Here is a 19,526-nt window from a genome sequence, read left to right as displayed (position 1 = left end):
TCTAACTTAAAGATCCGCCTACGTGCGCTTTACGCCCAGTAAATCCGAACAACGCTAGCCCCCTTCGTATTACCGCGGCTGCTGGCACGAAGTTTGCCGGGGCTTATTCTCCTGGTACCGTCATTATCTTCCCAGGTAAAAGAGCTTTACAACCCTAAGGCCTTCATCACTCACGCGGCATGGCTGGATCAAGCTTTCGCCCATTGTCCAATATTCCCCACTGCTGCCTCCCGTAGGAGTTTGGGCCGTGTCTCAGTCCCAATGTGGCTGATCATCCTCTCAGACCAGCTACTGATCGTCGCCTTGGTGGGCCGTTACCTCACCAACTAGCTAATCAGACGAGGGCCAATCCTTCGGCGATAAATCTTTCTCCTTGCGGACGTATCCGGTATTAATCCAAGTTTCCCTGAGCTATTCCGAACCGAAGGGTATGTTCCCACGTATTACTCACCCGTCTGCCACTCCCCTTGCGGGGCGTTCGACTTGCATGTGTTAGGCCTGCCGCCAGCGTTCGTTCTGAGCCAGGATCAAACTCTCAAGTTGTAATGAGAATTTGTTACCCGGCTGGTCACTATATCTTTGACGAGTCCCAAGCACATCTGCCCGCAGTTCAATAGAACTGCAAACACGATGAACTTAGATACGTGACCGCCAGAGTTATCTCATCGACTGCGCCCACAAGGAGCGCAATCCGCAAGGACCCCGCCGACCACGTTTCTCTTTCTTCCGATTTAAATGTCAAACAGCATGTTTCTCAGCGTAGCAGAGCTCGCGCCCTTCAACACGGAAATCATCGACCACCCCGGCAAAACTTACCAGGTGGCCCAGACCCGAGAAACTCGAGAAACGAAATCCGCGTCTGCCGCTTCAGCGGCGCCGCTGTCGATGGCCGGTTTATAGAGCTACCCAACCCAAACTGTCAACACGCGATTTTCACTCAAGATCGCTTTACGGCCGCGTTTTCCACATCCTGGTTATTTTCGGCGAATTCGAAGGGAAGTTTTTCTTGGACAGAGCTGCATGCCCAGGGCCACGCGGCGACCCCCTGGTGTCCCCAGGCCAGGGCGCTGAACATTAAAACCTCATAACAATCATATAGATGCGCGCGAACGCTTCAGCTTCGTGGGAATTTCCCTGAGAAAATTTGCTTCGCGGCTGCATCGAGGGCCGAACGCCCTGCCCCATCGGACCTGAGCGACCGAAAGAATCCGTCGAAAGCCAATTTCACCGGAGGAGATCGACGCATGGTCGCGCGCACTGTCGCACCCGGATTTCGCCACGGTTTCTCACATTGGCGTTATGTCCTCATCTTCAGAAGCAGCTCGCGAGCCGCCTTAAGATCCGGACGCACAAGCGCCATAGCCGCCGCGCCGAAAACGATGGCGCCGATAACGACTGCGGATCCAATCGTGACTATTTGCGGCGTATTTTCGGGAGCGCCGAGCCTCACCGCGGTTACCGCCGCGAACATCAGAGACGACGCGACCGCAAGCCTTGGGAATACGTCAAGGGGCTGACGAATGTTGATCCGAGCGATCCGTTGAGCGAAGAATAAAAAAAACGGCAGAAGCGCGAGATTGCAGGCGACCATCGCCGCCACCATCGCCTCGACGCTTATTCGAGAAGCAAAGACAATCGGGATCGCCGCCAGGATCGTGAATGAAATGTTGAGCTTCAAGACCAGACCGGAATAGCCCAGCGCCAGAATAGTGTAGGCGCAAAGAGCATCGATAGTGCGCACCACGGCCTGCGGCGTAATGATCTGGATGGCGAGGACCGCGCTCCCCCATTGCTTGCCGAAGATGAATGGCACGGCTGAGGGCGCCACGGCGGCAAATCCGATGAAAATAGGAAAAGCGGCCAGCGCCGTCATGCGCACAGCGGCGTCAAAGAAACGATTGATCCTCTCCGGGTCATTCTGAACCCTTGAGACTGTCGGCAAGACCAAACCCATGAGCGGATTGAGAAAGACGTCCCATAGGATTTGAAACGGACGGCGGGCGAATGCATATACGCCCACCGCTCCAGGGCCGAGAAATACGCCAAGCGCAACCGCAGGCAACTCGTCGTTCGCCATCGCCAACAACGATTGCGCAACGACCGGGCTAGCGAAACCAAACAGCTCCCGACAACGTGCATGCGAGTAACGCAAACTAGGCCGCCACCCGCTGCCCAGGAACACCAGCGCCGTCCCTACCGCCGCCTTCGCGATCTGGATCCAGACCAGGCTCCACACGCCGAATCCGGCGATCGCCAGGCCGATTCCCAATGCCGCGCTGAAGGCCGTCGCCGCCAGAGTGCGCACAGCGAGCACGCGGAAACCGAGTTCGCGCTTAAGGACTACGGTTGGAACAGCCGCCAAGGCTTGGATTGCGACGATAATGCTCGTCCAGCGGACAAACTGTTTCAGGGAGGATTGGCCAAATGCGCCCGCGATCGGTCCCGCGAAGGCCCAGATCAGAGCGCTAAGCATGAGGCCGAGGCCCGCGAGGAACCAGAAAGCGGAGTCAAGATGCGCCGCTGTGATCTCTCCGCGTTGAACGAGTGCGTCGGGAATGCCGGTTATCACCAGAACCGAAAGGAAGAGCGGCGGCAACATCGCCAAGGTCGCGACCCCGAAGTCGTCAGGGCCAAGATAACGGGCGAGGATGACGAAGACAGCTAAGGTAATCAGTTGAGAGCCCCATGACGCCCCCGCAGTCCAGACCGCGCTGCTCACGATCTTTCTGCCTAGCGACGTCACTGATCGCCTCTCTCGCCTGCCCTTAAAAAGATGGCTTTCTCGAAAGCCGAGCCATTGAGCGCCTCGCTTAGTTCGTTCTGAACTCCGTCGCCGAGGATCAGGCAACAGTTGAGCGAATATCGAACAATGCCGCGCTCCAACTCAGACCCCGCCCACGACGTTTAAGCTCATGACGTTCCTACCGATTTTCGCAGTAGCTGATCCCACTCTGAGGGCGCAGCTCAGACTTTCCGAATGACGGCTGTGCCCCATGTGTCCGGGATAGGAATGACCTTCTCGGGCTTGTTTGCAAAGAACTCGTCTACGGCTTTTTCAACGCCGGCCCATTCGAGGCTCGAGTAGTCGTGCATGATGAGAAAGCCGCCCGGCGCAAGCCGGTCATAGAAGTATTCGAGCGCCGCCCGAAATGGCGCATAGAGGTCACAGTCGAGATGGACGAGGCAGAACGACAAATCATGCGGGACAAGCGATGTCGACTCGGGAAAATACCCTTGGACAAAATGGACGTTACGCTCGCCTACCAAAGACTTCACGGTCGCTAATGACGTATCTTCAAACCGGTCTTTGGCCGCCTTGTCCGCGTCAACATCCTTCAAATCATTTTTGTCGAATCCTGCAAAAGTATCAAATAGATAAGCTTTTTTGCCCAGCTTTCTGGCGGCATCCGCAAATAAAAATCCTGTATTCCCTTTATAAACGCCAAGTTCTGCTAGATCTCCCTTTACATCATCTTTTATAAGCTGATCAATTACCAAATTTAGAAAGAAATACCGCGTAATGTCTCCGGCATGACTTGCCTGACTTCCAAAGAATTTCTTGACATCCTCGAATATATTTCTTCCCGTTCGCTCAATATATTTATCATAAAACAGCGAATACCGAGCCGGCCGATAAATAACGCAGGTTCCCGGACTTATGCTCCACAAGCCAAGGTGAAAACGCCCTAACCGAAGAGGAAAATCCTTAACTGACGAATACCATCTCGCCGGATCAAACAGTTTGCCGAATAAAGACGCTGGCTGTAATCTCATGGCCGTCACCAATCGATGCTTAACAAAAGCGGCGTCTTAAAAAGGGACCTGCCTATAGCTGTACTGTGATATCAGAGGCGACGTCTTTGCTTGATTGAAGTGTACAGCGGTTCATAGTGTTGGACAAGCTATTATTGCTCTCGTGAATTCGAGAGTGACTGCACATAGCCTTGCGGCTCCGCCGCGTTGCGTCTACGGTTTAGGGACGAATGGTAGGATATTCTCGAACCGGAATTCAGCTTACGGGTCTATGATGGCGAAGGACCACGCAGCCGCTACGCAACCCACGGCGGCAACGTTGAACTCACAGCGATTGCGAAAAGAGGCTGGCGAGTGGCTGAAAGCGCGGCGTCAGGCAGCCTGTCTATCCCAAATGGATCTCGCCACAGGATTGGGACTGAAATATTATACATTCGTTTCGCAAGTCGAAAACGGGTTCGGCCGAGTCCCGTCTGAGAGCATGGAGCGTTGGGCTCAACTCGTAGGCGTTGAGCCTGCCGTTTTCGCGCGCACGCTTTTGGCGTTTTACGATCCCGCGCTTCATCGCGCGCTTTTCGAGGAAGCGGCTCATGACGGTCGTTGATTTCCGACGCGAAGCAATACCGAAGTCGCAAAATGAATGGCGACATGGCGAAATAGCGGAGTTGATGCGACTGTGCCTCAAAGTCACCGGCGGCGCCGCTGACGCCTATGCCTACGGCGAAACCGAACGCCTCGATCCTCAGTTTTATATGATCACTTCAGACCCTGCCCTCCCCAGCATCATCTGTGTGTCTCGAATCTCAAACTACGGCCGCAGCTGGTACGTCGTCGAGAATGGAAGAGGTAGTCTACTCGGAGAGGGCGGCGATCTAGCGACGCTCGTTGACGACGTGACCGGTCAAACGCGTTCACACGGTCTGCGGATGCGCTCGAAAGCCTCAAAGCTCAGTCATCTATTTCTCACATTCTTTAAGGCGCCGCATCTCTCCGTGGCCCGCGCTTCAGAGGGGCTGTTGGGATCGACGGATCTCTTATCCGATCGGCCCCTAGGCGAGGAAACCGAGCCCTAACCCGTGCGATCCTCTCGAAGCTAAATCGCCTTTGCAATTACTTCAGCAACGGCATGCCGCTTAATCAATCCTAAATGACGGCTTCGCAAAACTGCGCCGCTGGGCGCGGCTCCGGAGCGAGACTGGCATGATGAGGTTCTGTAGGGGTTGCGTCCCCTCGGAGAAGGACAGGACCGTCCGAACCAAAAACGCCCGTGGGACTTTGTGTTCCGTTACATGCGCTCGTTGCGCTTAGGCTCCTCTTTTAACCATTTCGGGCGCTTTGGAACAAAGCCCAAAGCGCCCGAAATATCAAAGAGGCTGCATCGGCCGGTCATGTATCATACGTGCTTGATGCATCGACGCTTGACCATCACTTTGAGACAATAACCAGCCGCAACCAAACATACGACTTCGAACTCTTCGTCCGCAAGCTCTGCAAACTCGCGATTTCTCCGAACCTGCAGCCGGCGACGGACCCGAAGGCGGCGGCGATAGCAAGGTGGACGCCGAGACTTTTCCTGTCGCGGAAGAAGTTTCCCGCATCTTTATCGGCGAACCGAATAGTGGTCGCGAAAGCTGCGCTTTTGCATACAGTGCCAAGAAGAAATGGGCTGAGAAAGTCCGCACCGATGTCAAATGCATCGTCGAAACTGGATTGTCGCACTCGCAATGCCACTTTCGCGCCCGCGGCCCTGAAAATTGACCATCTTGATCGCGGCGGCGTGATTGCTGGAATAGCCGCATGCGATACCGATGCGATTTGGCACTCCGCGGGATAACGAAGCGCGCGACGTAAGCGCATTGTATACCGTTTGATCAGACTGGCTCCATTTATGGGCTGTCAGGATCTGCAGTGTGTCAGCCGCCTCCTGCGCGGCGCCAGCATTGGCGCTAAATCGACACCTTATCGGTAGATTCGTTGCCGAGACTTAAGTTGTCGACGGAGAACTCCGGCAACCGGCGCTCTTCGTTCCGGTCACAATGCGGTGATGTGATCAACCACAATCCAGCATTCATGACCTTCACTTAGCGCTGCGCCCGGCTCCGTGCAGCACGGCATCTGGGTCGGGCGGGGCGCGGCCGATCATTGCGATGAGCAACTCTCCACGTGGACTGGCGCGGACTGCGTCGTGGCATGCGCCGTGCATATTCAGACTACTGAAGGCACGGCAACGCCGCGACGGGTCGCCGGAGATACGAATTGCTTCAACCGTTGCGCGTTGCATTCAGGCGCCTGCTGAGCGCGGGGCCGAGCTCGGCAGGCGTCATCGTCATCACGTTTCTCATTTCCCATGCGCTGCCTGGCGATCCGGCGGTGCTGTTCGCCGGGCCTGCGGCCAACGCGGACTCTGTCGCGCAGGTGCGGGCGCATCTCGGTTTGGACCGCAGCCTTCCGGTGCAATTCCTGGCCTATGTGCAGGACCTGGCGCATGGGGATCTTGGCCAGTCGCTCACTACGGGGCAGCCAGTTCTGACCGACTTGCTTCAGCGCTTGCCTGCCTCGCTACAATCGCCCTGCTGCGCGCGAGCCGCTACACGCTCGCAAACAACCGGCTGACGCTCGTGGCGTGCGGCCTTTTTTGTCTGCTGCTGATCTGCGCCGCGCTAGGGCCAGTGCTGGCGCCCTATAATCCGCTGTTAACGGACGCTGCAGCGCGACTGCAGCCGCCATCATTGGCGCATTTGTTCGGCACGGATGCGCTCGGCCGAGATATCCTAAGCCGCGTGGTCGTCGCGTCGCGGATCGACCTTGGCATGGCGGTGTCGGCTGTCGCCATATCGTTTGCCATCGGCGCGTCGCTCGGCGCGGTGGCGGGCTACGCCGGTGGCTGGGTCGATGCCCTATTCGGGCGGCTGATGGACACAATCATGGCGTTCCCGCTTTTCGTATTGGCGATGGGGATCGTCGCCGCGCTCGGCAACAGCGTGCTGAACATCATCATTGCAACCGCAATAATCAACTTGCCTTTCTACGGCCGGTTCGCGCGCGCCGAGGTCAACGTGCGGCGTGATCTCGCCTATGCGAGACCGCTCGGATGGGCGGCAATGGTGCGGTGAATCCTGTCTGGCCATATCATGCGCAACATCCTGCCGACGATGATGGTGCAGGCCTCGCTCAATATGGGCTGGGCGATCCTCAACGCCGCCGGCCTGTCGTTCATCGGCCTCGGCGTACGTCCGCCGACGCCGGAATGGGGGATCATGGTATCTGAAGGGGCAAGCTACATCATCTCCGGCGAGTGGTGGACCTTTATGTTTCCGGGCGCCGCGCTGGTGCTGACGGTGTTCTGTTTCAACCTGCTCGGCGATGGATTGCGCGATCTCTTCGATCCACGGAAGCGCACATGAACGCGCCCACCGCGACGCATATAGCCGCCCGCGCCAATCCGCTCCGATCCGAGGCTGCGGAGCAGCTGACGAAGGAGGGTGCGCGGCCATTGCTGCGGATCGAGGACTTCACCCTCGATTTTCGCATCCGCGAGGGCGCCGTCCATGCTCTCGACTCCGTCTCGCTTGACATCTCCCGCGGCGAAATTGTCGGCATGGTCGGCGAAAGCGGGTCAGGCAAGTCTGTGCTGGCCTACGCCATTATGGGGCTCACCGATGCGGCGGGCCTCGTTCGTTCTGGCCGGATCGAGTTCTCCGGCCGCGACATGCTGCGGAAGACGCCGGCTCGACTCTCGAGCATGTTGGGCCGGGAGATTTCGATGGTCTTTCAGAGCCCGCGGACGGCGCTGAATCCGATCAGGCGCATCGGCCGTCAGGTGGAGGACGTACTTCTGAGGCACGGTAACGTCAGTCGGCGGGCGGCGCAGGCCGCAGCAGTCGAGGCTCTGCGGCGGGTGCGTATCCCGGACCCGGAGCGCCGCTTCTATGCGTATCCGTTCGAGCTGTCCGGCGGCCTTTGCCAGCGGGTAATGATCGCGATGGCGCTGGCCTGCTCGCCCTCCCTGCTAATCGCAGACGAGCCAACCGGGCTCGACGTCACTACCCAGGCCGCGGTTATGGATCTGATCCGCGACCAAGTGAGGGCGCTCGGAGCCTCTGTGCTATTGATTACTCACAATTTGGCGCTGGCCGGAGAGTACTGCGACCGCATCGTGGTGATGCACGCCGGACACTTGGTGGAGGCGGCGCCCGCCGAGCGGTTGTTGCGCCGCGCCGCTCACCCGTACACTGCGCGGCTGATGGGCGCGACTCCCGCCGTCGGCATGCGAATCGAGGATCTCGCCTCCGTGCCGGAAATCTGCCCGATTTGCGGCAGGCGTTGCCTCCGTGTCGCTTCCTGCACCGCTGCGACCGCTTCGATGCGCGTTGCGGCGCCGCGCCGCTGCCGTCGCAGATGGTGGAAGACGGCCATCTCGTGCGCTGCTGGAACCCGCTTTGAGCGCTCTGCTGGAGACGATTGGCTTGGCTAAACGCTACCCTACCCGCCATGGGCTGTTGCACGCTGTAGACGGCGTAGATCTGAAGATCGGGCGTGGCGAGAGCCTCGGTCTGGTCGGCGAGTCGGGCTGCGGCAAGTCGACCCTGGTCCGCCTGCTGGCGCGACTGATCGAACCGAGCGAGGGAGCGATTGTGTTCGATGGTCGGGACATCGCGCCGATCCCTCTCGACCGTTTCGTGCGCAGCCCGGCCCGCGCCCGCATCCAGAGCGTGTTCCAGGACCCCACCGAGAGCCTCAACCCCGCGCTGACAGTGTTTGACGCCGTCGCCGACCTGCGGACGCGGCTCGGCATGAGCTACCTGTTCGTCTCGCACGACCTGAACGTGGTCAGCCTGCTCTGCAGCCGCATCGCTGTAATGTACCTCGGTCGGATCGTCGAGCAGGCGCCAGCGGCCGAGCTGTTCCGCGATCCCCGCCACCCCTACACGAGGTCGCTGCTTGCCTCGATACCCGACCCTGCCCGGCGGGGAGAGTGGCCCTTGCGGCCCGACGGATCGGCGCGCAGCCCGATCGACCCGTCCCCGCATGTCTGCCGCTTCGAGGGACGCTGCCCGCGCCAGGAGGCGGTGTGCGCCGAGCGGATGCCGTTGCTGCTCCCGACCACGCCCGACCACCTCGTCGCCTGCCACTTTGCAGAAGAGACCGCCTTTGTCGCCGCCGGCTCCGCGCCAGCGGCGCGACCAGCCCATTAGAAGGAGCCGCCATATGAAATCCAACGTCGCCGCCGAGATCTGCCAACTCGACGCCGTCACCCTGGCTCGGCGCATTCGAACGCGCGAGCTGTCCGCCGTGGAGGTAACCGAGGCGGCGCTTGCTCGCATGGAGGCGACGGAACCGCATCTGCACGCCTTCTGCACGCCGGCCCCGGATCTTGCGCGCGCGACGGCGCGGACGATCGAGGCGAAGATCATGGCCGGCGAGGAGGTAGGTCCATTGGCCGGCGTGCCGGTCGGGATTAAGGACCTGGTTGCGACCAAGGATCTTCGGACCGCCATGGGCTCGCCGCTCTACCGCAACTTCACGCCCGATGAGGACGACATCGTGGTCGAACGGCTGAAGGCGGCCGGGGCGGTGATTGTCGGCAAGACCAATGTGCCGGAGTTCGGCTATAGCGGCGTCGGCCACAGCCCCATCGCCCCGACCACGCGCAATCCCTGGAATCTCGCTCTCACTCCGGGCGGCAGCAGCGCCGGATCCGGCGCCTCGGTCGCCGCCGGAGTGACGCCCTTCGCCATCGGCAGCGACGGCGGCGGCTCGGTGCGCATCCCGGCCGCGCATTGCGGGCTGGTGGGAGTGAAGGCGTCGATGGGCCGAGTGCCTTTGTATCCGGGCTGCCGGGACGAACGCTATCCCGGCGTATCAAGCTGGGAGGGCCTCGAGCATATAGGCCCGATGAGCCGGACGGTGGCCGATTCCGCGCTGATGCTCGACGTGATCGCCGGCCCCGACCCACGCGACCGCCATTCGCTGCCGACGGCCGATTTCAGCTGGCTGGACGCCGCGCGCGCCGGGGATTTCAAGGGGAAGCGCGTCGCCTACAGTGCGGACTGGGGATACGCCGCGGTGGATCCTGAGGTGCGCCGCGTGGTGGGTGAGGCGGTGCGGGTCTTCGAGACTGAGCTTGGCTGCGATGTCGAGCAGGCCGACCCAGGCTGGACTGATCCGTATGAGACATTTTGGAGCTTGGTCGCGCTCGAGACTGATCTGCGCGGCCTGCGGGCGATGGCGGCGCCGCATCGGCATGAGATGTCGCCGCACCTCGTCGCATTTCTCGATCGGAATTGGACCGCAGAGGAGTTCACCGACGCGATCACCGCCCGCAAGGCGCTATGCAACCGCATGTGGCGCTTCATGCAGCGCTATGACCTGCTGCTGACCCCAACTCTCGCGGCGCCGCCGTTCCCGGTGCATATGCAGGGGCCGGAGATCATCGATGGGCGCATGGTCGGCAACACTCAGTGGCTTTGCTTTACCTTTCCGATCAACATGACCGGCCAGCCCGCCGCCTCCGTGCCCGCGGGGTTCACCGCGGATGGACTGCCGGTTGGGCTGCAGATCGTCGGCCGCCATCTGGATGATCAAGGAGTGTTGCAAGCCTGCGCCGCCTTTGAGGCGGCGCGGCCATGGCGCGATCGGTGGCCCCCGCTGCCCGGCGCCGCCGCCCACTGACCGCATTCCTTTCACGTCCGGAGACAAATCATGACGCTGATCAGCCGCCGTTCTCTTTTGAGCGGCACGATACTTACTCCGCTCGCGCTGTCCCTGCCCGGCCTCAGCCATGCCGCGACGCCAAACGACGTGCTCGTCGTTGTCGGCGAGCAGGGGCCGAACTCGCTCGACACTCACGGGCCGACCGCCAACGACTACACTCGATTGGTCGCCTGGAACGTCTATGACCGCTTGGTGACTCATGGCGTCAAGACGATGGAGAATGGAGCCACTGGCTACGACGTGTCGGTGATGAAGCCAGAACTGGCCGAGAGCTGGGACATCGCCGACGGCGGCCAGACCATCGTATTCCATCTGCGGCGCGACGCCACCTTCCACGATGGCGCCAAGGTGACCGCCGACGACGTAAAGTGGTCATTCGACCGCGCCGTTTCGGTTGGCGGCTTCGCGACCGTGCAGACGGCGCCGGGTTCAATGACCAAGACCGATCAGTTCTCAGTGGTCGATGAGTCCACGTTCAAGATCACTTTCGACCAACCGAACAAGCTCACCATGCCGGACCTGGTTGTGCCAATCCCGATCATCATCAATTCCAAGCTCGCCAAGGCGCACGCGACGGCGTCCGACCCATGGGCGCTGGATTGGGTGCAGCACAATGACGCCGGCGGCGGCGCGTTCAAGGTGGCGAGCTGGAAACCGGGCACCGAGATCGTGTTCACCCGCTTTGATAATTGGGTTTCCGGGCCAAAGCCGCAGCTCGCACGGGTGATATATCGGCAGATTCCCTCCCCGGGCACCCGCCGCGCGCTGCTGGAGAAAGGCGATGTAGATATCTCAGTCGGCCTGCCGCCAAAGGATTATGCCGAACTCGCCAAGGCGGGCGCCCTGAACGTGATTGGCACTCCGGTGCAGAATGACCTTCTCTTCATCGACATGAACACGCAGATGAAGCCCTTTGACAATCCTAAGGTGCGGCAGGCGATTGCCTGGGCGACGCCTTATCAGTCGATCATCGACGCCGCGCTCTACAATCGCTGCGTGCCGATGTTCGGCGACGCGGCGGACAAACCTTATCCGCCTGCATGGCCGGTCCAATCGCACTACACCACCGACCTTGCGAAGGCGAAGCAACTCCTGACCGAGGCCGGGTACCCGAACGGTTTCAAGACCACAATCTCCTACGATCTCAGTCAGGCGACAACGCGCGAACCGATCGCGCTGCTGATGCAGGAATCTCTCGCCAAGATCGACGTTGAGGTCACAATAGAGAAGGTGCCGGGCGCCAATTGGTTCGCGCAGATGGCCTCCAAGACTATGCCGATGGCGATCACCGAATTTTATGGCTGGCTGGTGACACCAGAATACTTCTTTTTCTGGAACTTCGACGGCAAAAACAATTCGGTGTTCGACACCGCTAACTACATCAATCCGGCGCTTGACGCCTTGATCGACGCGGCGCGATTCGAGGGCGATGCGGCTAAATACGATGCCGATCTGGTAAAGATGAATGACATCGTCATGGGGGACCTACCGCGCATCCCGCTCGCGCGGCTCTTCTTGGACGTCGCGATGCAGAAAAACGTGAAGGGCTACGAGTACTGGTTCCACACCCATCTCGACTACCGCAAGATGTACAAGGCATGACGTTGGGCGTGAACGAACGGCGCTGTTTCACCTCCAGCCGGGGGCTTGGATCTGTTCCGCGCCTTCATACCGGGGGCCGCTAGCGGTCCGAGCTTCACCAGCGTGACATCCACAGTGGTCGAGAGAGATTGACGAGTTCTAAACTCTCATCATTCGAAACAGGAATGGCCTCTTGCACATTGCGGCAGGCAAAGAGAAAAGGCCTCGCTTTCAGCAGATATCGCTCGAAAGCCGCGGTGAGAAATCCGGCAGCAAACGCATATCGGGCCGGCCGCTCTCGGTTTCGCTGCCCCGCAGGTCGATCCACCAGCAGGACCAGAAAAATGAAATGATCGGCCGAGCATCAGTCCGCCGAGGTTCTTGGCCCGGATATCGAGCGCCGTCGCCAGAGCCATCAAATAGTCGGACAGGCTATATTCATCACAATTGCAAATGTAACCGTTTCGCACCGGACGGTCATCAAGTTGTAGTTCCATCCGACTAGCTTTGGCCCTTGAAGGCGCTAGATGATTTTTCTATGGAGTTACAAACCGGCCAGAAGCCGAGATGGAAATCCCCGCTTGATCTGAGTCAAAATTGCTTCTCTGGGCGAGTCTGCCGGGGTCGATGCATTCTCGGCGCACCGATATTTCTTGTGTGCGGACGTGCGGTAACCCCGGCCAAAATTTGGTGGAAGTGTTCCCTATGGACCTATCGCTGCAACATCCAGCATTATTGCTAACCGATCGCCGCACCCTTATGGGGAGTCTTGCTTGCGCCGTTGCCGTCGGATCGACTGCTTTCGCGGCTGACGCTGTTGGTTCTGTAGAAAGTTCCATCGGCGATGCGAACGCCGAGGCGCTTGGCGTAAGGCGCTCGCTCGTTACGGGAGCCGATATTTTCGTCGGCGATCTCATCAGCACTAGCGATACGGCGCGCCTCATCATGCTGCTTGGCTCGGCGACCCGCGTACATCTGGGCGCGAGCGTGCGTCTTCGCGTAGACAAGTTTCTTGCGGAAACTGGCGGCGAACTTAGATTTGATTCCGGGCCATTGGTGATCGACCGGGACGAAAGATCGCCCCCCATGAACCTGCGTGTTCATTCGCCATTCGGCGTGATTGCATTGCGCGGGACGCGCTTCTTCGCCGGACCTAGCAACGGGGTCTTCGGCGTTTTCGTCGAGCGCGGTGTTGTGGATTTCACTGCGGGCGGCGCAACGGTGCGGCTCACCGCGGGCGAGGGATCGGACGTCCGACAGCCCGGCGACAAACCCACAGCGCCACGGCTTTGGGCGTCCCAACGCGCGGTCGACGCTCTGCGAAGCGCCTACTGACGAATGGGTTCGAAGACCTCGAGCGTCTCGCTGCGGCCCCTGACCATCAGCTTGCCCACCGACCGCACGGTTCCCGGGGCGAGCCGCGCGGCTGCAACGGGGCCTATGCAGATGGTCGTCCCCAGCTCCTTATTAGCCGCTTCGAGGCGGGCCGCAGTGTTGATCGCCGTTCCATGCGCCGTATAATCTAGTTTGCGCTTTCCCCCCACGTCGCCCACAATTGCCAGGCCGGTTTCGACGCCGATGCGCGTTTGGCCGAGGCCAAGCGCTCGCGCCAACGGGCGTTCACGAAACGCCGCGCAGGCTTCGCTCAGCGCGAGAGCGCATTCAACTGCCCGCTGTGGATGGTCGGGCAGATCGAGGGGTGCGTTGAACAGCGCGTGAATTGCATCGCCGACGATCTTGTCGACCATGCCGCCGTGATCAACGATGACGTCGACGAGCATCTGAAAATAAGCGTCAAGGAGGGCGATGAGATCGCGCGGCTGAGCGCGCTCAGTCATAGCAGTGGAGCCCTCAATGTCGGTAAACATCGCCGTGACCTCACGCGTCTCGCCTTCAAGACGCACCGCGCGAGGATTCGAAAGAATGCGCGCCACTACGGCGGGCGCGAGATGCTGTTCGAAGCGGTCGCGCAATCGTCGCTCGCGGCGGTCTATTTCGACGGCGGAGGTCAGCGCGGACAGGATGAATATTAGCGCAGCCAGCGCCGGTGGTCCAGCCGGATCCAGCAGTAGATTGCGCCAGCGCAGCGTCAGAGCGGCTACAACAATCCAAGCAGCGAGGAGACCGCCAACGACAAAGAAACCGCGGACCGGCCTCAACCGAGATCCTGCGCCGACAGACAGCAGGCCAAGCAATATCGCGCCGACAACTTCAATCTCTGCGAGAATATAAGGTCGCGTCGGAATTTCATCCGACATCAGGGTCGCAATCGCATCCGCCTCGATTTGGACGGTAGGAGCCGCTTCAGCCTTCGCGGTGCGACGAAAGATACCAGCTTCGGGGGCGCTGCTGCCGATAAGAACAATACTGTTCTTGATCATGGTTGCGTCAAAATGCCTGTCAAGAACGTGCGCGGCTGAAATAGTGCGCCGTTCCCATACATCGGGCGGCGAGGCGCGGAACCGAAGAGTCGCGTCTGGCCCCAATGGCGCAATGCGATCGCCTATCCGAAGGTGCGCCGGAGCGTCCTCAATGATCAGCGCTGAGGCCTCCCGCGAAACGCGCACCGTTTCGACGGCGAAGCCCGCGATCAAGGCGCCTCCAGCAAGCGCCAGCAACGGCGTGCGACGCGCCACGCCGTCCGCATCGTTTTCGAAGACGATAAGGCCAATGCCTGCAGCGACTTCCGCAAGGCCGGCCGTCGGCCCAATCGTTGCTTCCGCGCCCCAAATGTCTGGCAGCTGTGGCGCACCGCGCACGAGAATTGGAGCCGGCGCCTGGTATGCCGCCGCCTGCTGCGCCAACACGGCGCCAAGCACGCCCTGAGTACGACCAAGCGCGCGGCCGAGTTCCGCGTCGCCGTCCGTCAATTGACGAGCGATCGTCGCGAGATCGACGCGCCCGGTTTCGGCCGCAAGCATACGAGCGACGGATGCAGGAGAAAGCCTGTCTTTGCCCTCCAGCAAAATATCGAGGCCAACGACATTCGGCTTCTCCTCGGCGAGCGCCGCGATAATGCGCGCCAGCAGCACGCGGCTCCAAGGCCACGGACCGTACCGATGCAGGGTCTCGCTATCGATGTCGACTACCACAATCGGCGGAGAAGCGTCCTCGCGCGAATAAGGCAATTGCAGGTCGAGAGCGCTTTCGCGCAAGAAGCTCCGGACGCCTCCGGCGTCGATGCGCCAAAGCGCACCAAAAGCGAAAAGCGATAAGATGCCCACAGCCAGAGCGGCGGATGCAAAGGGCTTGCGTTTCATATCTGCTCAATAGCACCGTCTCGCCAACGCGATCGGAAATTCCAGGGCCGTGAAACCTTCTTAATCGCCGTTGGCCCGTAGCCGTTTCCCGCAACCGCTATCAGCCGCACCGTTTGGGGATATTCCCGGTTTCCGTTCAAGCCCGCAGATGGCCAAATTGGCTCGCCGATCGGGACGATGTGAGTCAGAGCCAAAGCCGACCTTCGCCCGACCTCGGTTCATTGATTTTACGATGTCGTCCGAGCGTTGTGAAGCTTCTTGGCCGATGACGAATTTTCTCCATTCTGTTCCCTAGGGAACAGCGAAGGACAGCAAAACAGCGGATTGTCTGGGCGTCGGCACTTAACAGTCGACGCTTATAACAAAGGGGAAGCTGAAATGAAATCATCCATTCTATTTGGAGCGACGCTTGCCGTGCTACTGCCGATTCAAGCATATGCAGGGCCGGCGCAGTCGATCGAGTTTCCAATGACCGTTTCGGCAGGAGCGGCAAAGTGTTTGCCAAAAGCTCAGGCTACCGTCATCGTTCATAGTGTAGGCACAAAGGAAGAGCTGGAGATTGTCGCGTCTGGCCTGCCCGCCAATACCGATTTCGACGTGTTCAACATTCAGGTTCCAAACGCACCGTTTGGAGAGTCCTGGTATTTAGGCGACATCGAGTCTGACGTAAACGGCAACGCCGTGAATACTTATGTTGGCCGGTTCCAGAAAGAGACCTTCATAATTTCGCCGGGCGTTGCGCCTGCGCCCAAATTCCCCGCGGGAAAATTTCCGGATGCAACTGCAAGCGTGACAATTGGTGGCATTCAAATATATCATCTTGGAATATGGTTCAATGCGCCAGCGGACGCGTCGAAAGCAGGATGCGCGAATACCGAGACCCCGTTCAACGGCTCACATAACGCTGGCATCCAGGTCCTGAACACAGCGACATTTCCTGACACAGCTGGGCCGCTCTCCACTTTCCAACCCTAAACTGATGTCGCGGCGTCCCACCGCATGATCGCCAATCAGCCTCGCTCTCGGAGCGAGGCTTTTTTTCAGCGCGAAGCTGGTGAATTGCGGCGGCATTGATTCTGAACGTGATCAACCGTCACCACATCACCGTGATAGCAATAGACGATGTCGCCGATGCCGCATCATTCACAAACTTCCTTTTGCGGCGAGAGGGTGTGGAATGCCGGCTACTCTGGTATCAGAGAGCCATCATGGCTCCAGATCCTTCCGCTATCGCGTCGATTTTTCCACTTTTTGGTCCGCTCGATGCAATCGACAGCGCGGCGCTAGCGCCTCTGTTGCGTCGGCGGCGCTTCGAAATCGGGCGAGTCGTATTTCAACGCGCTGATCCAGCCGAAGAAGTGCTGCTGGTTATCGCGGGTCAGCTGCGCATTTCTGTCTGCTTTGCTGACGGGCGCGAGTTGGCCTTCCGGGTCGCGGGTCCAGGCGACACAGTCGGCGAAATAGGCGTCCTCGACGGTCGTCGCCGTAGCGCCGATGTTATTGCGCTGCGCGCCACCGAGGTCCTCGCGCTCGCGCGTGCAGATGTGAAGCGCTTGTTAATCAGTCGTCCCGCGATGGCGATGGGCGTGATTAACTTCCTCTGCGGCCGTCTACGCGACACAAGTGAGCAATTGGAGGCGATGGCATTGCAACGCGTCGAGGCGCGACTGGCGCGCTTTTTGCTGCGGTTGGTAGATTCCTCGGGGTCGTTGATACGCACCGAGACAGAGATCACGCTCGGTATTTCCCAGTCCGAGATCGCGGGATTGATTGGCGCCAGCCGTCCAAAGGTCAATCTCGCGTTCAGCGCCCTTGAGGAGCGGGGCGCGATCCGCCGCGCCGGCAAAAAGTTGGTCTGCCGTCTTGGAACACTGAGCGAGATTGCAGAAGCGCCCGGCGCCTGATGCCCTATAGGCGTCACATCAGGCCGAAAGCGCAATGATCCCAGAATCGCGGCGATTAGACCAAAGGTGGCGACTGCCTCGGAGAGGGCTTGGCCTGGGCCTTCCCGCAGTTTGACGGAGACCTGAAGAACAGGCTCTCCGAACATCGAATGAGCCAACCAGACCCCAAGCGCGGCCCCCACAAGCTGAACAACAATGTAAGCTGCCGCCGTCCGCGCAGTTAACGCATGTTGGAACAAAAAACCAATGTCACGGACGGATTGAAGTGTGCGCCCGAAAGCGGCTCGAAGATGATTATGAGCACGGTTAGCCCGGCGCCAGTCGCAAGTGTGTTGCCGAGCAGCGCGACAGCCGTATTACCGCCCGCAAGCCGCCCGCCCATTATGCCTGGGCCAATTATAATGACGAGCGAGAGGCCGGCGCCTAGCGCCTCGGCTGGCCAGCCGCACAAGGTCGAATGAGGTAAGCGGCGGCTCCAGGCTGGGCTCGGCCTTGATCACCTCAGCGCCCCAGCTTTGTTGTCAGATAACGATGCGCAACACGCTGCACCGTTGACCAAATCGGCGAGAGGGCACAAATCTCCGGAGATCCGTTGCAACAATCCTTCATGAGGAAGCTCAGCAGATCGGCCATTTGAAGATAATTGGCCTTATAAATGATCGAACGGCATACATGTCGGGTACCCGCAGCAAGCCTAAGTCGTCCTGCGACCGCGCAGAGAACGAGTCATTCGGCCTGCAGACGAAGGTGAGGCGCGGCGTTCTGATCATCTGGACGATGCGAGACCTCCGTGAGGATCCGGAGGATTTCGAATCGCGTATCGATGCTGCCCAATTCCTTAGCCATTGCCGACGCCCTCGAACGATAGCCGGGATCGTCAAGCACGGTTCGGACGGCCTCCCGCAATGCCTGCGACGTCGGCTCGTTCGTCCCAAGGTTAACGCCGACTCCGGACCAGGCAATGCGGGCGTTCACGTCCGCTTTGTCTTCGGTCAGCCCAGCGCCGACGATAGGAATTCCAAAGCTTAGAGCCTGATTAACGCTGCCATAACCACCGTTCGTGACAAAAGCATCCACTCTAGGCAGCATCCACTCGAACGGCAAATAGCTGGCGAGGCGTGCGTTGTTCGGGATCGGATCTGGTATGGCCTCGATCGGCCTTCCGCCCGTGGTTACGATCACGAGCACGTCAGGCTCATTGGCGAGCGCCGCAAGCGTCGGCGCCACCAATTGGCCAAAACCAAAATTCGCCACCGTTCCCTGAGTGACGAGAACAACCCTGCGGGAGCCGTTCAATTCATTCGCCCAGGATGGAATCGGGGCTTGGCCGGGGACGATCGGAAGAGCCCCCACGAAATGCACCGAGGTCGGCAAGTGCCGGCGCGGAAATTCAAAGCTTGGAACTGTCAATTCTAGATAAGCGTCCGGAAATTCTATGATGGCGTCGAGAAAATCCGTAGACAACGGCCCAACGCCCATTTTCTTCAAGAGTCCATTGAGGCGACGGGCCAAAGGCTGACTTACGACTCTGTCGTGCTCTCGGGAGATGGCGGCATACTCGCCGAGCTGCGCCTGATTGGTTGCGGGTGGAAAGCCAGCAAAATTCGGCGCGCCGTCATCACGGCGCAAATGCAAAAATGATGTGCCGCAAATAACAATCGGGGGACGTTTCGATCGCGGTCTGAACAGCATCGGGAGGACGCCGAAAAACATATCATCGCCGATGATGAGGTCGGCTGCGAAATCCCGCAAAACTTGCTCGAGGCCTTCCATCTGAGCGGGTACGGGATCGATGAACAGGCGCTCCAACGCGACGCGCACCCATTCCGGGCCCGGAGGTATGTTTTTCAATTCCGGAACCACTGCGGGGACGTCGCGGAGATCGAGGTCGGCCCCGCCCGAAGGGGGTGAAATGCTGCGCCGATGCCTTCAATGCGGTCCCGTAAGGCGCTTCCAGACAAGCCAACGACCTCGTGGCCTTCGCCGATCAAGACGCGTCCAATCGCAAGCAGCGGATTGAGATGTCCTATGGCAGGCGTCGAGGCAATGAGAACTTTCATGAGGTCCTGTCGCTCTGGTTATTATAAAAGTACATTACCGTGGCGGCTCCCTGTGTCGGCATAATGTCAGCGCGAAGCAAAGTTGTTACGTCCGCAATCTGTGACACGCGGTTGGCCGGCCGCCTCCCCTCCTGCCATATCGATGGCCACAGTCGTGACTTTGCAACTGAATTAGGGTCGCGGTACGTTCGCGAAATCATGATGGATGGATTTCGATGACGATGATGTCGCGGATTGGCGGGTCGGACAGAGGC

Annotated in this window: 18 protein-coding genes, 1 rRNA gene and 1 pseudogene (1 of these 20 running past the window's edge); 13 read left to right on the top strand and 7 right to left on the bottom strand. The window is 59.6% G+C overall.

The genetic code is table 11. The features are described 5' to 3' along the window. A 16S ribosomal RNA gene (locus WDN46_15175) occupies positions 1–543 on the bottom strand (it extends 942 nt beyond the left edge of the window). Between the two features lie 204 nt (positions 544–747). Here WDN46_15175 and WDN46_15170 point away from each other — a divergent pair. After that, complete coding sequence (locus WDN46_15170; GenBank protein ID MEJ0094714.1) at positions 748–900, top strand: hypothetical protein; 153 nt, start codon at positions 748–750, stop codon at positions 898–900. A 397-nt stretch (positions 901–1,297) separates the two neighbouring features. Here the strand turns inward: WDN46_15170 and WDN46_15165 are convergent, their stop codons facing one another. Both WDN46_15165 and WDN46_15160 read right to left on the bottom strand, forming a co-directional pair. Then, on the bottom strand, positions 1,298–2,719 hold the full coding sequence (locus WDN46_15165) for a lipopolysaccharide biosynthesis protein (GenBank protein MEJ0094713.1): 1,422 nt from the start codon (positions 2,717–2,719) through the stop codon (positions 1,298–1,300). Positions 2,720–2,964: 245 nt separating this feature from the next. Then, on the bottom strand, positions 2,965–3,774 hold the full coding sequence (locus WDN46_15160; protein ID MEJ0094712.1) for a TylF/MycF/NovP-related O-methyltransferase: 810 nt from the start codon (positions 3,772–3,774) through the stop codon (positions 2,965–2,967). Between the two features lie 250 nt (positions 3,775–4,024). On the opposite strand from WDN46_15160, the gene WDN46_15155 reads away from it, so the two are divergent. The 10 genes and pseudogenes from WDN46_15155 to WDN46_15110 all read left to right on the top strand — a co-directional run bounded on the left by WDN46_15155 (position 4,025) and on the right by WDN46_15110 (position 13,383). Further along, entirely contained in the window at positions 4,025–4,357 is a 333-nt protein-coding gene (locus WDN46_15155; GenBank protein MEJ0094711.1) for a helix-turn-helix transcriptional regulator, read from the top strand. Beyond that, the gene (locus WDN46_15150; protein ID MEJ0094710.1) at positions 4,344–4,826 is read left to right on the top strand and encodes a hypothetical protein; all 483 of its coding nucleotides are present in this window, start codon (positions 4,344–4,346) and stop codon (positions 4,824–4,826) included. Before WDN46_15155 ends, WDN46_15150 begins: the two co-directional genes overlap by 14 nt. Positions 4,827–5,307: 481 nt before the next feature. Then, complete coding sequence (locus WDN46_15145) at positions 5,308–5,511, top strand: hypothetical protein (protein ID MEJ0094709.1); 204 nt, start codon at positions 5,308–5,310, stop codon at positions 5,509–5,511. Positions 5,512–6,009: 498 nt separating this feature from the next. Further along, complete coding sequence (locus WDN46_15140) at positions 6,010–6,366, top strand: ABC transporter permease (GenBank protein ID MEJ0094708.1); 357 nt, start codon at positions 6,010–6,012, stop codon at positions 6,364–6,366. Next, positions 6,318–7,157, top strand: a pseudogene (locus tag WDN46_15135) (ABC transporter permease). The gene WDN46_15140 and the pseudogene WDN46_15135 overlap by 49 nt, the downstream one beginning before the upstream one ends. After that, positions 7,154–8,227: an ABC transporter ATP-binding protein gene (locus WDN46_15130; GenBank protein ID MEJ0094707.1), complete on the top strand. Its 1,074-nt coding sequence runs from the start codon at positions 7,154–7,156 to the stop codon at positions 8,225–8,227. Before WDN46_15135 ends, WDN46_15130 begins: the two are co-directional and overlap by 4 nt. Further along, entirely contained in the window at positions 8,193–8,948 is a 756-nt protein-coding gene (locus WDN46_15125; GenBank protein ID MEJ0094706.1) for an ABC transporter ATP-binding protein, read from the top strand. Before WDN46_15130 ends, WDN46_15125 begins: the two co-directional genes overlap by 35 nt. A 13-nt stretch (positions 8,949–8,961) precedes the next feature. Next, positions 8,962–10,425 (top strand): amidase family protein, encoded by a 1,464-nt coding sequence (locus WDN46_15120; protein ID MEJ0094705.1) that lies wholly within the window; start codon positions 8,962–8,964, stop codon positions 10,423–10,425. A gap of 30 nt (positions 10,426–10,455) precedes the next feature. Beyond that, positions 10,456–12,069 (top strand): ABC transporter substrate-binding protein, encoded by a 1,614-nt coding sequence (locus WDN46_15115; protein MEJ0094704.1) that lies wholly within the window; start codon positions 10,456–10,458, stop codon positions 12,067–12,069. 669 nt (positions 12,070–12,738) lie between these two features. Continuing rightward, positions 12,739–13,383, top strand: coding sequence for a FecR domain-containing protein (locus WDN46_15110; protein MEJ0094703.1), 645 nt, complete (start codon positions 12,739–12,741; stop codon positions 13,381–13,383). Here the strand turns inward: WDN46_15110 and WDN46_15105 are convergent. Next, positions 13,377–15,308: an adenylate/guanylate cyclase domain-containing protein gene (locus WDN46_15105; GenBank protein ID MEJ0094702.1), complete on the bottom strand. Its 1,932-nt coding sequence runs from the start codon at positions 15,306–15,308 to the stop codon at positions 13,377–13,379. The genes WDN46_15110 and WDN46_15105 overlap by 7 nt on opposite strands. A gap of 258 nt (positions 15,309–15,566) precedes the next feature. Between WDN46_15105 and WDN46_15100 the strand changes: the two genes are divergently transcribed. Both WDN46_15100 and WDN46_15095 read left to right on the top strand, forming a co-directional pair. Beyond that, positions 15,567–16,283 carry a hypothetical protein gene (locus tag WDN46_15100; protein ID MEJ0094701.1) on the top strand — a complete coding sequence of 239 codons (717 nt, stop codon included), beginning with the start codon at positions 15,567–15,569 and terminating at the stop codon, positions 16,281–16,283. A gap of 320 nt (positions 16,284–16,603) precedes the next feature. Then, the gene (locus tag WDN46_15095; protein MEJ0094700.1) at positions 16,604–17,212 is read left to right on the top strand and encodes a Crp/Fnr family transcriptional regulator; all 609 of its coding nucleotides are present in this window, start codon (positions 16,604–16,606) and stop codon (positions 17,210–17,212) included. 220 nt (positions 17,213–17,432) lie between these two features. On the opposite strand, the gene WDN46_15090 is transcribed toward WDN46_15095, so the two are convergent. From WDN46_15090 to WDN46_15080, 3 genes are all read right to left on the bottom strand, one after another. After that, on the bottom strand, positions 17,433–17,594 hold the full coding sequence (locus WDN46_15090; GenBank protein ID MEJ0094699.1) for an aquaporin: 162 nt from the start codon (positions 17,592–17,594) through the stop codon (positions 17,433–17,435). A gap of 344 nt (positions 17,595–17,938) precedes the next feature. Next, complete coding sequence (locus tag WDN46_15085; protein MEJ0094698.1) at positions 17,939–19,063, bottom strand: nucleotide disphospho-sugar-binding domain-containing protein; 1,125 nt, start codon at positions 19,061–19,063, stop codon at positions 17,939–17,941. After that, positions 19,060–19,272, bottom strand: a complete 213-nt coding sequence (locus WDN46_15080; protein MEJ0094697.1) for a hypothetical protein — start codon at positions 19,270–19,272, stop codon at positions 19,060–19,062. The genes WDN46_15085 and WDN46_15080 overlap by 4 nt, the downstream gene beginning before the upstream one ends. Between the last annotated feature and the right edge of the window lie 254 nt (positions 19,273–19,526).

The organism is Methylocella sp., from assembly GCA_037200525.1.
Taxonomy (GTDB): domain Bacteria; phylum Pseudomonadota; class Alphaproteobacteria; order Rhizobiales; family Beijerinckiaceae; genus Methylocapsa.
The sequence above is the reverse complement of the archived record's forward strand: the minus strand, read 5'-3'. Positions and strand labels throughout refer to the sequence as shown.

What these genes read in the sequence shown, in the direction of transcription:
- WDN46_15120 (MEJ0094705.1), top strand. Translation starts at nt 8,962, where the DNA reads ATGAAATCCAACGTCGCCGCCGAGATCTGCCAACTCGACGCCGTCACC.
- WDN46_15170 (MEJ0094714.1), top strand. Translation starts at nt 748, where the DNA reads ATGTTTCTCAGCGTAGCAGAGCTCGCGCCCTTCAACACGGAAATCATC.
- WDN46_15150 (MEJ0094710.1), top strand. Translation starts at nt 4,344, where the DNA reads ATGACGGTCGTTGATTTCCGACGCGAAGCAATACCGAAGTCGCAAAAT.
- WDN46_15105 (MEJ0094702.1), bottom strand. Translation starts at nt 15,308, where the DNA reads ATGAAACGCAAGCCCTTTGCATCCGCCGCTCTGGCTGTGGGCATCTTA.
- WDN46_15090 (MEJ0094699.1), bottom strand. Translation starts at nt 17,594, where the DNA reads ATGGGCGGGCGGCTTGCGGGCGGTAATACGGCTGTCGCGCTGCTCGGC.
- WDN46_15160 (MEJ0094712.1), bottom strand. Translation starts at nt 3,774, where the DNA reads ATGAGATTACAGCCAGCGTCTTTATTCGGCAAACTGTTTGATCCGGCG.
- WDN46_15155 (MEJ0094711.1), top strand. Translation starts at nt 4,025, where the DNA reads ATGATGGCGAAGGACCACGCAGCCGCTACGCAACCCACGGCGGCAACG.
- WDN46_15080 (MEJ0094697.1), bottom strand. Translation starts at nt 19,272, where the DNA reads ATGAAAGTTCTCATTGCCTCGACGCCTGCCATAGGACATCTCAATCCG.
- WDN46_15115 (MEJ0094704.1), top strand. Translation starts at nt 10,456, where the DNA reads ATGACGCTGATCAGCCGCCGTTCTCTTTTGAGCGGCACGATACTTACT.
- WDN46_15130 (MEJ0094707.1), top strand. Translation starts at nt 7,154, where the DNA reads ATGAACGCGCCCACCGCGACGCATATAGCCGCCCGCGCCAATCCGCTC.